Raw genomic sequence first — 13700 nt, 5'->3', positions numbered from 1 at the left:
TCAAAGGACGTCCCATGGAACGCAATCTGACCCTCATTGCCCTGTTTGCCGCGCTTATTGCGGCGCTTGGCCTCATCCCAGCCTTCTCTCTTGGGTTTGGTGTGCCGATCACAGCGCAGACCCTCGCCATCATGCTGTGCGGCACGGTGCTGGGTGCGAAGCGCGGCACACTGGCTGTGCTGTTGTTTTTGCTGCTGGTTGCCGTTGGCTTGCCATTGCTTGCCGGTGGTCGCGGCGGCCTGGGTGTCTTTGCCGGTCCAACGGCTGGGTTCTTGTTTGGATGGCCAGTTGCGGCCTTCGTAACAGGCTTGATTGTTGAGCGCTGGCGCAGCGCGAACCTGACAGTGGTTGCGATCATTGCCAGCATCATTGGTGGCATCATCGTTCTTTACGCGTTTGGTATTGTCGGCATGTCGATCGTTTTGGATCGCACTTTGGTGGAAGCTACTGCGCTGGTCACAGCCTTCATCCCTGGCGATGTTGCCAAAGCCATCGTGGCAGGCATTTTGACTGCGGCGCTTTACAAGGCCCGGCCACAAAGTGTGCTGTCGCGCACTGATCAGGCTTAGAGGCTGGTTATGTGTAACTCATCTGTCGGGACCGCCGTTCCAACCGTTCAAATCGAGAACGAAACCGTTCGAGTCACGCGATGGGACTTCGCCAAGAAGGGCGACAACACCGGTTGGCATCGGCACGGGCACGACTATGTGGTTGTGCCTCTGTTTGACGGAGCGCTCGACATCAAGGGTCCTGATGGCACAATCACGAAGGCTCCGATGCAGATCGGGGCAAGCTATGCCCGCGGGGCTGGTGTGGAGCACGATGTGATCAATGCCAACGATTATCCTGTTGCGTTTGTAGAGATCGAAATGCTGGCAACCAGCGAGGAGAGCTGACCAGCTCTCCTCAGATTGAGCTGGTTAGGCCTCGATGCTGCCGAGGCAGACATATTTGATCTCCAAATAGTCATCGATGCCGTACTTAGAGCCTTCTCGGCCTTGCCCAGACTGTTTGACCCCACCGAACGGCGCCATTTCGTTGGAGATGATACCGGTGTTGACGCCGACCATGCCGTATTCCAGCGCTTCAGCAACGCGCCACACTTGGGCGAGGTCCTTGGCATAGAAATACGCGGCTAAGCCGAACTCGGTGTCGTTGGCTTTGGCAATCACATCGTCCACACCATCGAAAGCAAACAAAGGCGCGACCGGTCCGAACGTTTCCTCACGCGCGATCGCCATATCGCTCGTTACGCCGGTCAGAACGGTGGGTTCAAAATAGGTGCCGCCACGTTGGTGGGGGCTGCCTCCAACGGCAAGCGTGGCACCCTTCTGGGTTGCGTCGGCAATATGGTCTTGCACCTTCTCCACGGCCGCTTGATTGATCAGCGGCCCAGCGTCGATGCCATCCTCAAAGCCATCGCCAACGTGAAGCGCTTTTACCGCGTCCACCAGCTTGGCAGCGAAGGCATCATAGACGCCGGACTGCACATAGATGCGGTTCGCGCAGACGCAGGTCTGCCCATTGTTGCGGTACTTTGAGATCATCGCGCCTTCGACTGCCGCATCCAGGTCAGCATCGTTGAAGACGATGAAAGGAGCGTTGCCGCCCAATTCCATGGATGTGCGCATCACCTGCTCTGCAGCCTGCTTCATAAGGATCTTGCCAACGCGGGTGGACCCGGTGAAGGAGAGTTTGCGCACTTTGTCATGAGAGCAAAAAGTCTTACCCATGGTGGCGCTGTCGGTTGTTGTTAGAACGCTAAAAAGGCCTCTCGGCAGACCTGCGCGTTCCGCCAAAACACCCATGGCGAGTGCCGAAAGGGGGGTTAGCTCGGCCGGCTTGGCTACAAAAGCACAGCCGACAGCAAGGGCGGGCGCCATTTTTCGTGCCATCATCGCGTTGGGGAAGTTCCAAGGCGTGATGGACGCCACGACACCCACCGGCTGTTTGAGGACCACAACCCGTTTGTCGCCCTGATGGCCAGGAATGATGTCGCCGTAAACGCGCTTTGCTTCTTCGGCGAACCATTCCACATAGCTTGCGCCGTAGAGGATTTCGCCCCTGGCTTCGGCCAACGGTTTGCCCATTTCCGCGGTGAGAATGATGGCGAGATCATCGGCATTGTCCACCATCAGATCGTGCAGTCGACGAAGCACAGCGCTTCGCTCTTTGCTGGTTCGGGCAGCCCAGTCTTTTTGCGCTTCATAGGCAGCATCTATGGCCTGGTCAGCTTCCTTTGACCCCAGGTCGGGCAGATCAGCAAGCGTCTCACCTGTCGATGGGTTGGTGACCGTGAAGGTTTTGCCCGATGGGGCCGTTTTGAGCCAACGCCCCGCCACCAGAGCGGCATCGACCGCAAGGTCTTTGTCGTTCAACCGATCACTAAGGGTGGATGCTATCATGCTGCTTTTTCCTTGTTTGAGGTCGTTGCCACAGCCTGTTTGATGGATGCCTCGATGATGTCGAGCGCTTCGGCAAAAACCTTATCTTGAATGGTGACCGGGGCTAGAAAACGGATCACATTGGCAAACACACCGCAGGTTAGCAAAATTAAGCCTCGCTCCAGTGCGGCGTCCTTAACGGCCAGTGTGAACGCCGTATCAGGTGTGCCGTTCCCGGGATTTGCAAATTCCACTGCAGTCATAAAGCCCGGACCACGAACATCGGCAATCTGTGGCACCTCAACCCTTAGTGTTTCAAGCCGGTGTTTCAACTGGTTGCCCAACTGGGAAGCCCGTGCACACAGTTTTTCATCCTCGATCACATCGAGCACGGCATGGGCCGCCGCGATGCCGATTGGGTTGCCGCCATAGGTGCCACCAAGTCCGCCTGGGGCAGCAGCGTCCATCAGCTCTGCGCGGCCTGTAACCGCGGCCAGAGGAAAGCCACCCGCGAGGCCCTTGGCCATGGTTGTGAGATCGGCAGCCACGCCGTGATGATCCATGGCAAAAAGTTTGCCGGTTCGCGCGAAGCCGGTCTGGACCTCATCGGCAATCAACACAATGCCATGGGCATCGCAGATCGTGCGCAGCTTGCGCAGGAATGACGTTGGCGCTTCGTAAAACCCGCCTTCACCTTGCACCGGCTCAATCACCATCGCGGCTACGCGAGTAGGGTCTACGTCAGCTTTGAACAGTCGATCCAGAGCCACCAAAGCATCGTCTTCACCCATACCATGCAGCGGTACAGGGAAGGGGGCGTGAAACACATCACCTGGCATCGCCCCAAAGCCCGCCTTGTAGGGAAACACCTTGCCGGTCATCGACATGGTCATAAAGGTGCGTCCGTGAAAACCACCTGAGAAGGCGATCACTGCATCGCGACCGGTGGCAGCACGCGCGATCTTGATGGCGTTTTCCACCGCTTCTGCCCCCGTAGAGACGAAAACAGTCTTTTTCTCAAAGTCACCTGGTACAGCTGCGTTCAAGCGTTCGGCCAGCCGCACATAGTTCTCATAAGGCACCACCTGATGACAGGTATGGGTGAACTGATCGAGCTGTTGTTTCACGGCCTCGATCACGCGGGGGTGGCGGTGACCGGTGTTGACCACAGCGATCCCGGCGGCAAAGTCGATATAGCGCTTGCCTTCGATGTCCCAGATTTCAGCGTTTTCCGCTTTGGCGGCGTAAACCTGTGTCATCGTGCCGACACCCCGCGCAATGGCGTTCTGGCGCCGCGAGCTCACATCTGCGTTCAACATACTGATCTTCTCCTCACCGGTTTGCTAGCTTTATCGAAAGCGTAGGAGGAAAAAAGCTTGCCAGTAAGTCTGTTTTGTTGATGCGCTAAGCTACTGATGTCAAAGAGAGTGCGACCATACCGTTTAGGATATTGATCATGTTGAACACCCCTGATCCAGAGAATGCCGAGCTTGGCCATCGCTTGCGGCTGCTGCGCACCCGTGCAGGTCTGTCGCAGCGAGCGCTTGCCAAGAAAGTGGGTGTTGCCAGCGCAACCATCTCACTGATGGAAGCTGGCAAGATCAGCCCATCGGTCGGTTCGCTGAAGCGTGTTCTCAAAGGCATTCCCATCGGCTTAGCGGAGTTTTTTGCCTTTGAGCCGGAGCCTGATCACACAGTGTTTTACGCCGCAGAGGACTTAACTGAGATCGGCAAGGGTCGCTTGTCATTGAAGCAAGTCGGCACACATTTGCTCGGCCGAAGCTTGCAGATTTTGAAAGAAACCTATGGCCTGAACGCGGATACCGGCCGGGTCATGTACGAGCATGAGGGTGAGGAGGGCGGTATTGTGATCGCCGGACATGTCGAGGTGACGGTTGGTGAAGAAAGAAAGATCCTCGGCCCCGGCGATGCCTATCTGTTTCACAGCCAAAAACCGCATCGCTTCCGGCAAGTGGGCCCGGTGGAAAGCGTGGTGATCAGCGCCTGCACACCACCGACTTTTTAGCCTGGTTCAAGGCTGCGTTCCTAGCGCGCGTTTCAGTGCGACATAATCGGTTTTCGATCGGTGGCGGTGATCCTGGGGTATAGTGCGAAGATAGCGAACATCATCAATGCCAAGCCTCTGAGCTTCTTGCCGCCACTGATCAAGACAAGCTTTGTCACCTGACACTGCAAGCACCGCCTTGCCGTCAATCTCAGCCAGTGCGGAACGGTCCGCGCCCGGCCAGAAGCGCGCCGCCGTCTCCACGGCAAAAGGATCGATACCAGCCACCTGCGCCGCGTGACGGCCCAACAGCCAGAGCCGACCTTGCGCGTCAAACCGTCCCGCATCTCCAGTGCGATGCCAGATATGGTCATCATGTTGAACTTTGGTCTCTGCGTTTTGGGAGGTGTCGAGATAGCTCTCATTGACATGAGCGCCCGCGACCAAGATTTCTCGATCTTCCAGCCGAACGTCCACTGCCAACGCCGGTTTACCGGCCAGCAAACCTCCGCCGGTTTGCATGCTCTCCAAATCGTCCTTCGATATCGCGTTGTAGTCCAAATGCGCGATGGGTTCGGCCTCGGTGGAGCCGTAGACGGAGACCATCCGAAGGCCCGGTTGCAGACCGGCCAGTCGTCCCAAAGTGTCGGGGAACACCGGACCGCCACCGGTGAAAATGGCGTGAAGTGCAGGCAGTGTCGTCTGCTGGCTGAGCGTTTCACAGATAATCGGAGGCACCAAAAGGCGCGTAACGCCTTGGCGTTCTATCTGCCGATGAATTGTTTGTGCGCTGACACGGTCATGGCGACTGAGCTTCCAAGCGGGCAGAACAGACGTCACGCCGAGCGAAAGGCAGACCAAGACGAAGACAGGAAAGGCGACCAAGTCCCGGGCATCCTCCGACCCTGGTTCCAACAACGGCCTGATCGCTTCGTTCTGTGCCATCATAAAAGCATGGCTGCGCTCGATGGCTTTGGGTGACCCGGTTGATCCACTTGTGAAAGAGATCAGAGCTGGCTGGTTCTGTTCGACGCGGTATGTACCGTTCCACGCAGCCCCGGTTCTGCGCGGCGTCAGGCGCAGCGGCAATCGACGAAGCTCGGGAAGCAGCCACCCAAGCCAACGATACCAGCTTGCTGCGAGAAACGCCTTCGGTTGAGTTGTCCGAACGGCGTGACGCAGGCCTTTCAAGCCCATTGCTGGCTCAGGAAACACCACCACAGCGCCCAGGCGCCATAGGGCAGCAAGGCAAGCGTAGAGCGCAATGCCCACCGGCATTGCCACCAAAACACGGTCGCCTGGACCGATACCCTGCGCATCAAAGTAAGCGGCAAAAACACGGCCCAACCGGTCGAGCCTCGTATAGTTGACGCTCTTACCTGAGCCCTCAACGATAGCAGGTCGCTGCCCGTAAGCACGCACCGCATCATCGAAGGCGTCGATAATCGTTGTCACAAGACGTGGCCAAACAAGTGGTAGCGACGGAAGATCGATCCGCCCAGTTTCTCACTGCGCTGCCGAGCAATATTGTCTTCATGCATCAGCGCGTGGATCGTCGTGGTGAGGCCGAGTTCAAGCGCGTTGCGGTGAAACACATCGGCCAAAAGGTGCCCAGCACCGAACACCGAACTGGCATAGGTTTTAAGAATGGCGGTTTTGGTTTGAGGGCCCTGAGAAAAATCAGGAATGCCAAACAAAAAACCTACCAAAGCACCGCGGTCCCGCCGGGCAAACAAGATGAGCTCGCGCTTCAAGAACGGTACATACGGCATGTACATGCCGAGGAAGGTCTCTTTTGAGATCGGTTTGTAGAACCGGTTGCGCGCAAACCCTGCGAGCGAAAAATCGTAGACATCACCAAAAAATGCCTCGGGTGCTTCACCATCCCATGTCTGGATCTCAAGACCTTTTCGCCCACCGCGCCGTTTGGCAATGCCATGCTCGGTTTGGGTGCGCGATGAAACATAACCGCTAATGGGCTGGAAGCCAGCAGCCTCAAGCGCTGCAACATCATGGGTGCCACTTTGCGGTTCCATCAAAAAGGCGGGTGATCCATCGCTTTGCGTGACTGCGCGATAGCTGTGCCATGTGTCGCCGTCCATTGGACCGATCACGGCGTCAAACCCTTCTTTTTTGAGTTGCTTATTTGCTTGCTTGAGAAGCGCTGCACCGCCTTCAGCGGCGGTAAACTTGAAACTTCCCACGGCGGCGGTTTTTCGTTCGTCCCAGCTTGGCGCGTCACGATAGATCAGCAGGCTTGCATCAGCGTTCTCAAGCGATTGTTGCTCGTGCTCGCCGGTCTGACTGTTCATGGTGCAAAGCCCTTCTGTTGGAAATACAGGAACAAAAAACTGGCCAGAGGGATCGATGTGCCCACCACACCCACTTTGGCGTATCGTTTGCTTTGAAAAAGCGCCGGATAGAGCGCACTGATCAGGGCGGGAAGGGCCAACCCCAAACCCACGGTTATTGAAAGCGCCTCATGCCAACCTTGTGAGCTTGCGTTGAACTGGGTGTTGAACAGAACCAGCGCTGTCAGACACCCAGCAAGCACCAAGCCCAGGCCGATCGCTGCCATGAGACGCAGGATCAACGGTTTATGGGCCATCGCCAGCATCGCGCATTGCGTAACGATGGCTGCGCAGGCGATGCCGTAAAAAGAGATCGCGGTGTAGCCCAGCGCCAACCCTCCGAGCAGCGCGGCAAAGGACAACACCGCCAACATCGCGAGCATGTCCAGATCAGGATGCCGAGAATCGCTTGGGTTGTTCCGCCGTGCGAAGGTTTGGGAGATCAGGGCGAGGGTCGGCATGATCACGTTTGGCCAAGCCGTAACCGCACCAATCATGAACAGACCAGCGGTGTAGGCCCGTGATGTATGCGCCGACAGATCCAAAAGTGCTCTGCCATAGCCATAAATCAGAACGAACGTGGCAAGGAATCCGCTTGCCAGAAGAAGAAGCGTGAGTGGTGAGCTTTCCATGTGGAACACCAGCAACAGCAAAACGCCGACCGGCACGAAATAGTTGTCCAAACCGCGCCAGCTATCCGCCTCCACCACTGTCGCGAACGCGGCGGTTACAAAGGACAGCAAGACGACACCACCGCGCGGAACGTCCGACAGTAAGAGCAGCATGGTGAAGGCTAGAACCAAGGTCACCAGGAAGAAAATGATGGACCCTTCAATGCTCTTGTGCCCATCCTCGATGGTGTAGTGGAGACGTCCATAGGCCGAGCCAGCCACCGCAGCTGCCGCATCCGACAGCGTCAAAACGGCAAGCGGCATGAGATAGAGGATCGCGATGGCTCCTCCATCGGAATAGAAATACAGCGTGCCAAGCGCCGCAACGAGCATGATATCGCCACAAGATTTACGCTCCACCCCGTGCAGAACTTGGCCAAAGCGTGATGATGCCACCTTTGGAAGCCGCAGGCCCGCCATCACCAGGAGTGTCAGCGCCAGCAGGCCATAGAACAGCGTGTCATTCGGCAGCAGCCACGGCAGTGCCATCGCAAAAAGGCCGGTTCCAACATGCACAGTTTTGCGTTGGATCTCAGCACCCCAGTCCCAACGCTTTGCAGCCTGACCAACTCCCCAAATGCCGACAAGAAAAAACCCAACAGAAAGGGGCAGCAGAATTGTAGCGGGAGGGACTGGAAGGCTCACCGAAGCACATCCTCAACAACGAAGTCGCTATAGAAGAAGGCTTTGTCCATCGCCTTGCAGCTCTCTTCGATCGTGCGCTGTGTTTCCACGCATGGTGCGTGTTCTTGCGGCACACGGCGGGGCGCCATCATGTTCCAGTAGACCAGTCTTGCTCCGGGATTGGCGGAGGTCAGCACATCACCATAAACCGCGCTGAACACATCTGGTGACATGTACTCAAAGATATCTGACAGATTGTAGCCATCCGCCATTTCTTCGCTTGCCGTGAACGCTTCCAGCGATCCGTGGCGGATGTCGAGCCGGTCCAGCCTCTCGCGGATGGTGTCAAAGTGCTCCGCGCGCCAAGCCATCGGAAGATGGTCGCCGTGAGATGCGTTCATGATCCAATAAAGATAAGGATTTCTCGCTGGATCACAGGTCACTGCCGCGTGATGCAAGCGTCCCATCACATGGTCGGCAGCTGAGCCCTCAACATGCTCGAAAAAAGCTTTGTCGCGTCCCAAACGCCCCATCATGAAGCGTGAAAAGAACAACTTCACCATCAGCCGCCAACGCCAACTGTTCCAGCGTTCATCGAAGAACTTTTCTCGGCCTGTTGCGTCGCGAGACACAAAGATCGCATCAACAGTCTGACGAGAATGAACAAAGGGCAAGACGCGGTTTTTGAACAGTCGGAAATAGCGCTCGAACTTGCCGCACCCACCTGCCCCATAGGACGCGACATCTTCTTTCCGGGCCGACCAGAAAGCTTGAGTGGTCTCAGATGCATCCGCCAAAGCCTTGGTAAGCAGTGTCTCCCTCCGGTCGGACGCTCGCGATCCCATAAGCTCCAGAAACTCTTGGTGGTCCAAGGATCGATAGGCCCCAATACGCAGATTGAGGCACTGAATCTGCGCTGCTGATAGGTCAACCGTCACCACTCGATCTGGATCGAGAGTGAGCATGGCTAAGGCATTGTCGCCTGCCGAGCAAATCGACACCAAGGTGGCGCCAGGGCGTGGCCCCAGGGCCTTGGTCAAAACGTCGGCATCTTCCCAGAGTTGAGCATACCGAATGTCGTCAAAGCGCGCTTTGGAGGATATCTGCGCGGTCACGGTTCATGCCTCACAACCTTGCCGGTGGCGCCATCCACCGTGATGGTCTCGCCATCCTCAATCCAGCGCGTTGCATTCTTCAGCGCGACAACACAGGGAATGCCCATCTCACGGGCAACAATGGCTGAGTGTGAAAGCAAGCTGCCACGCTCCACGACAATCGCCGACGCGTTGGCAAAGACGGCAATCCATCCAGGGTCAGTGTGCCGCGCTACCAAGATGTCGCCACTCTCAAGGCTCTGCTTTGTTGGATCGTCGATCACCCGCGCCTTGGCGGTTACGATACCTGCCGAGCACGCTGTGCCGGTGCGGGTAAGGGCGGTGTCATCGTCGTCCTGCATCATATCGGCTGTTTGCTCAGCAACTCCAACATTGATCGCTGCACCACGAATGGTAAGGCGTTCAGGCGGATCAGGACGTTGTCCAAAGCGCGTCATCTCAGCTTGGCGCAGCTTGACCAACGCGCGTAGGTCTTGTGTCGGCGCAAAGCCTTCGATCGCGCCCAGAAGTTCGTTGACCGTCAGATCGAAAACGTCCCGTGGGTCATCCAAATGGCCGAGCGCGGTTAGTTCGCGTCCCATCGCCAGAAAAACGTTGCGCGCGCGCCCAAATATACGCGTGCGTTCAAAGCGCAGATTCTCACGGTCACGAACCCGCGCCTTTGCCCAGTTCACAAACGAGCGTGCAATCATCCTTCGGATTGGCCTGCCCTTGGGAAGCGTTGAAAAGCTCTCAACCGACACGGTTGCCTGCGCCGGTGTTGCAGGCGAACGCGCGGCAGCAGCCGTAATGGCGGCGATCAGCGGTGAGGGATCGTCGTGCAGCGTCAAGCTTTCCAGTTTCAGCTCTTGGGTGCACCGCTCGCCGAACTTTTCCAGATAGCCATCAAACGCTTTGTACAGCTCAGCGTGTGGCTCCAAAGCTTTGACGCCTTTCTCGCGCAGTTGATCATCAAGTCCATCGATTTGCCGAACCATTGCGCCCATTGCCGCAATGCGCTGTGCCGGCTCGGCGGAGATGATATCGCCCTGGCCGATCATCACCTGATTGTGCAGATCAAGACCGACCTGTCCGAACCAACCCTCCATCATCTTGCGCGAGGCACCAAAGGCCATCATGCACAAAAAGTCATTCACGATGGGGGCATCCCAGCGGTCGAGAAGCGAGGCTTCTATCCGCCGATATTCTTCTGCCAACTGCGTAAGGTTTGCCGTTTGATGGTCCAGTGATTCAGGACCAAGCGCAGCGTTCAACCGCGTGTAGAAGTCTTTGATTGTCGTTTTGAGCCGCAGCGCCTGTCCCAGCAGGCCGACGCCGGCTCGTGCCATGCGGGCATACTCTCGCCAGCGCGCAAAGCCAACAAGCTCGCCGGGACCAATGTTGGCCGTCACCGCCTCCGGCAAGGGCTCGGACACACCCATCATGGTTTCCATGTGGGAGCGATTGATCGCAAAACCTGGCAGCAGTGCCAGCGCCCGATACCAGTTACCGAGATTGTAATAGACACGCCCCTCCACGCGGGCGAGCATGTTTTCAAAGACCGGCGCATTGGCGACAATCACATCCTCGCGCACGCCCACCATACGTACAAAAGCGCGGTACACACGGGCGTAAGCGTACTGCGCGAACGAGTAGGTGAGTGGCGACACAAGCCCCGGATAGCTCTCAACAATGTTGGAGTTATCGAAAATCAGGACCTGATCATCAGCGTGTGCCGGTGCTTTGAGGGGCGTGGTAATGGGCCTTGCCTGCAAGATGTGCAGGTTCTCACCCTGATAGGCCCACTCAATATCCTGAGGTGCACCAAAGGCCTGCTCAACACGCGCCGCTAGATCGGCCACAGCAAGCGCTTGGGTCGCCGATAGAACAGGCTTCACATCAGGCGACGTCAGAATGCTGCTCTGCTGCCTGTCGATCAGCCATGTCTCGCCATCTTCGGCGCCGGATACCAGCTGGTCGCCAAGTCCTTCGATTGCTGAGACAATGGCATGATGGCGAAGCCCGCTTACCGGGTCGGCTGAGAAGGCCACACCGGCAGAGTCAGCATTGATCATGGTCTGTACAACAATCGCCGGAGCTGGTTCGGCGGCATCCAAGCCGCGCGCATCGCGATAATCGGCGACACTGCCCACATGTCCTGATTCCCAGACTTTGTGCGCTGCTGTTTTCACATGATCTGCGGTTACGTTGAGCAAGCTCAGAAACTGTCCGGCGTGGGAATGCTCTGCTCCGTCTTCCTGGGCGCCGGAAGAGCGCACCGCAAAGGGCCCCGCTCCCAAGCTCTGCAGGGCCTTGGAGAGTACTTGAGCTTCCGTTTCAATCAGCCCTTTTGCATCAAAGGCCGACGGCAAGATGACGAAGAAAGGCGGCGGATTGAAGCCTGCGCCAGCCAGTCGGTCTAGGGCCCTTGCTTTGCCGCCTGCAGCAGGTGGTAGCGGCGTTTCGCTCGGGTGAAGGACCAGATGGCTCACGATGCCCATCCAACCACCAGGGGCGCAAAACCTGCTGCTGTGTAGCACACGAAAACCCAAAGGCCGGACACCGTATCAAGCCATTGTTGACGCTTGTCGGTCGGCGCCTTGCGCATCGCCGCGCCAATCCAAAAAGCACCCAGCAGCATGATCAAGCCGGGCAGGGCGGTTGCGATCAGGTGGCCGGTTGCATGGCCGACACCAACCAGAAGGCCAAAGGAAAGAGCAAGCAGCACCATCCAAATCGAAACAGCCGATGGAATGCCCCACAGTCGCGAGTAGCTGTCGACGCCTTCCCGCTCATTTTCTGGAGTCCAGATTTTCCTGCCAATTTCCAAGACACATCCGTTGACGAAAGACAGGATCAGAAAGAGCACGAGAGTTGGTGCTGGCCCACCATTGGCTGGCAGCCATTCAGCGCCGGTCACAAACAGGTCAAGCAGCGGCATGATGGCCATGTGCGAGACGAGATAAAGGACGGGACGAGCCTTCAGCCACTTTGGTGCGAAAAACTCCACTGTCATCAGAGCAAGCCAGAGCCAGACCAGCCCAAGTAGCAACAGCAAGGGGGGATGGTAGCCTAGCGTGATCAACACAGCGACAGGCACCAAGGCAGCACCAAGCGTTAGGATTACACGTAGAGAAACAAGACCGCGCGGCACAGGCCGTTCGGGTCGATAGCGCCGATCATCTTCGGCATCTTTCAACTCATCGCATGCGCGCAGCTGAATAAAGATGATAAGCGATACCAGGAATGCCGTTGCATAGGCGCCCCAACCGGGCAGGGCGCGGTCGGCCAGAAAGGCCGAAACGTTGACACTGGCAGCGCTGAAAACGGCAAGAAGAGTAGCTGTTTTGGCAAGCGGAATGCGCTCCGCTTGATAGATCCAAAGCCGCTGAACCAGGCTCAACGAACCCTCAGAAGCATGTTTTTGGCTCATGATCGGTTCCGCGCAAGGCGCTCGTGGGCGCTCGCAAAATGACCGCTGGCCATGGCTGCAACGATGGAAATTTCGCCGCACAAGCAGAGGGCGGCTGCCACCTCGGCCAAGGCGCTGCGTTTGCCTGGACCTTGCAAGCCCATGATACGAAGTCCGGCTGCCTGGCTGGGCAACCCCGTGCCGCCACCAACGGTACCAACCAACAAATTGGGCAGAGTGACGGACACCGAAAGGTCTCCATCTTTGTCTTCCATACGCGTGAAACCAACCGCGGACTCTGCAACGCAAGCCGCATCTTGTCCTGTTGCGATGAAGAGAGCCGCCAAGGCGTTGGCATAATGGGCTTGCGTGCCAAGTTGACCAGAAAGAACCGAGCCGAGATTGGCCACGCGCCCGTAGTCGAGCATCTGCTCAACCGTGCAATGCAGGTGCTTTTTGACCAGATCGGCGGGGATCATGGTGCTTGCCACAACCTTGGCTCCGCGCCCGGTCAACAGCCCAAGAAACGAACCCTTCTTGTCGCCCGAGTAGTTGCCTTCAACATAGTGGCTGATCGGCGTGATGGGCGAGTGCGCGACGATGTGCTCGCAAAGCGCAGCTGTCGCGATTGTCACCATGTTCTGGCCAGACGCATCGCCGGTTAGATAACGGCAACGCAGGAAGCAAATGTCATTGTCCATCGCTGGTTCAAGCGAGATCAATTTGCCATGACCAGTTGTCGCCTCTGCAACAGCTTTCAGCGTTTCAGCTTGATCAACGATCCAGTTCACGAACAGACCGTTCTGAGCAAGGTTTTCAAAACGAAAAGCGGGTGTGCGCAACACTCCATCATAGGTGAGCGCGGCCGAGATGCCGCCAGATGCTGCGGTCAGTTCTGCGCCGCGCCCATAGGAGGCCACCAGAGCGGCTTCGCTGGTCGCCAACGGCACAAGATAGTCACCCTGGGCATGTAGGCCGTTAACGCGCAACGGACCGATCAGCCCAACCGGAACCTTTACTGTCCCGATCATGTTCTCAATGTTGGCCGTATAAGCATCCAGTGCGTTGGCGGTCTCGCTATCCAGGAGCCTATCGCGATCCTGTTCGCTTGCCTGCGTGTCAGCCAAAATGCGCTCCCAAAAGCGTTGAACACTTTTGG

At 57.3% G+C, this 13700-nt stretch carries 12 protein-coding genes; 3 read left to right on the top strand and 9 right to left on the bottom strand.

The annotated features are described in order from the left end of the window. The first annotated feature begins 14 nt into the window (after nucleotides 1-14). The gene (locus ABWH92_RS01365) at nucleotides 15-569 is read left to right on the top strand and encodes a biotin transporter BioY (RefSeq protein ID WP_375571455.1); all 555 of its coding nucleotides are present in this window, start codon (nucleotides 15-17) and stop codon (nucleotides 567-569) included. 9 nt (nucleotides 570-578) lie between these two features. Then, a complete protein-coding gene (locus ABWH92_RS01360; RefSeq protein ID WP_375571453.1) occupies nucleotides 579-896 on the top strand; it encodes a cupin domain-containing protein in 318 nt (105 codons plus the stop codon). 24 nt (nucleotides 897-920) lie between these two features. Here ABWH92_RS01360 and ABWH92_RS01355 read toward each other — a convergent pair whose 3' ends face one another. Then, nucleotides 921-2405, bottom strand: coding sequence for an NAD-dependent succinate-semialdehyde dehydrogenase (locus ABWH92_RS01355; protein WP_375571451.1), 1485 nt, complete (start codon nucleotides 2403-2405; stop codon nucleotides 921-923). Further along, entirely contained in the window at nucleotides 2402-3703 is a 1302-nt protein-coding gene (locus ABWH92_RS01350) for a 4-aminobutyrate--2-oxoglutarate transaminase (protein WP_375571449.1), read from the bottom strand. The genes ABWH92_RS01355 and ABWH92_RS01350 overlap by 4 nt, the downstream gene beginning before the upstream one ends. A 137-nt stretch (nucleotides 3704-3840) precedes the next feature. On the opposite strand from ABWH92_RS01350, the gene ABWH92_RS01345 reads away from it, so the two are divergent. Then, nucleotides 3841-4410, top strand: a complete 570-nt coding sequence (locus tag ABWH92_RS01345) for a cupin domain-containing protein (RefSeq protein ID WP_375571448.1) — start codon at nucleotides 3841-3843, stop codon at nucleotides 4408-4410. 6 nt (nucleotides 4411-4416) lie between these two features. On the opposite strand, the gene ABWH92_RS01340 is transcribed toward ABWH92_RS01345, so the two are convergent. From ABWH92_RS01340 to ABWH92_RS01310, 7 genes are read right to left on the bottom strand one after another with little or no spacing between them, the layout of a single operon-like run. Next, nucleotides 4417-5844, bottom strand: coding sequence for an AMP-binding protein (locus ABWH92_RS01340; protein ID WP_375571446.1), 1428 nt, complete (start codon nucleotides 5842-5844; stop codon nucleotides 4417-4419). Next, the gene (locus ABWH92_RS01335) at nucleotides 5841-6701 is read right to left on the bottom strand and encodes a hypothetical protein (protein ID WP_375571444.1); all 861 of its coding nucleotides are present in this window, start codon (nucleotides 6699-6701) and stop codon (nucleotides 5841-5843) included. Before ABWH92_RS01335 ends, ABWH92_RS01340 begins: the two co-directional genes overlap by 4 nt. Further along, a complete protein-coding gene (locus ABWH92_RS01330; protein ID WP_375571442.1) occupies nucleotides 6698-8056 on the bottom strand; it encodes a hypothetical protein in 1359 nt (452 codons plus the stop codon). Before ABWH92_RS01330 ends, ABWH92_RS01335 begins: the two co-directional genes overlap by 4 nt. Then, nucleotides 8053-9150 (bottom strand): DUF3419 family protein, encoded by a 1098-nt coding sequence (locus tag ABWH92_RS01325; protein WP_375571438.1) that lies wholly within the window; start codon nucleotides 9148-9150, stop codon nucleotides 8053-8055. The genes ABWH92_RS01330 and ABWH92_RS01325 overlap by 4 nt, the downstream gene beginning before the upstream one ends. Then, the gene (locus ABWH92_RS01320) at nucleotides 9147-11621 is read right to left on the bottom strand and encodes a PEP/pyruvate-binding domain-containing protein (protein ID WP_375571436.1); all 2475 of its coding nucleotides are present in this window, start codon (nucleotides 11619-11621) and stop codon (nucleotides 9147-9149) included. The genes ABWH92_RS01325 and ABWH92_RS01320 overlap by 4 nt, the downstream gene beginning before the upstream one ends. Next, on the bottom strand, nucleotides 11618-12562 hold the full coding sequence (locus ABWH92_RS01315; protein ID WP_375571435.1) for a UbiA family prenyltransferase: 945 nt from the start codon (nucleotides 12560-12562) through the stop codon (nucleotides 11618-11620). Before ABWH92_RS01315 ends, ABWH92_RS01320 begins: the two co-directional genes overlap by 4 nt. Then, entirely contained in the window at nucleotides 12559-13668 is a 1110-nt protein-coding gene (locus ABWH92_RS01310) for a hydroxymethylglutaryl-CoA reductase (protein WP_375571433.1), read from the bottom strand. Before ABWH92_RS01310 ends, ABWH92_RS01315 begins: the two co-directional genes overlap by 4 nt. Nucleotides 13669-13700 lie beyond the last annotated feature (32 nt).

The organism is Ahrensia marina, assembly GCF_042140245.1.
GTDB lineage: Bacteria > Pseudomonadota > Alphaproteobacteria > Rhizobiales > MH13 > MH13.
Note: the sequence above shows the minus strand (reverse complement) of the source record. Positions and strands in the feature narration are given on the sequence as shown.

Bases quoted from the DNA above. Each gene is read 5' to 3' on its own strand.
- ABWH92_RS01360 (WP_375571453.1), top strand. From the start codon at position 579: ATGTGTAACTCATCTGTCGGGACCGCCGTTCCAACCGTTCAAATCGAG.
- ABWH92_RS01355 (WP_375571451.1), bottom strand. From the start codon at position 2,405: ATGATAGCATCCACCCTTAGTGATCGGTTGAACGACAAAGACCTTGCG.
- ABWH92_RS01335 (WP_375571444.1), bottom strand. From the start codon at position 6,701: ATGAACAGTCAGACCGGCGAGCACGAGCAACAATCGCTTGAGAACGCT.
- ABWH92_RS01345 (WP_375571448.1), top strand. From the start codon at position 3,841: ATGTTGAACACCCCTGATCCAGAGAATGCCGAGCTTGGCCATCGCTTG.
- ABWH92_RS01365 (WP_375571455.1), top strand. From the start codon at position 15: ATGGAACGCAATCTGACCCTCATTGCCCTGTTTGCCGCGCTTATTGCG.
- ABWH92_RS01350 (WP_375571449.1), bottom strand. From the start codon at position 3,703: ATGTTGAACGCAGATGTGAGCTCGCGGCGCCAGAACGCCATTGCGCGG.
- ABWH92_RS01315 (WP_375571435.1), bottom strand. From the start codon at position 12,562: ATGAGCCAAAAACATGCTTCTGAGGGTTCGTTGAGCCTGGTTCAGCGG.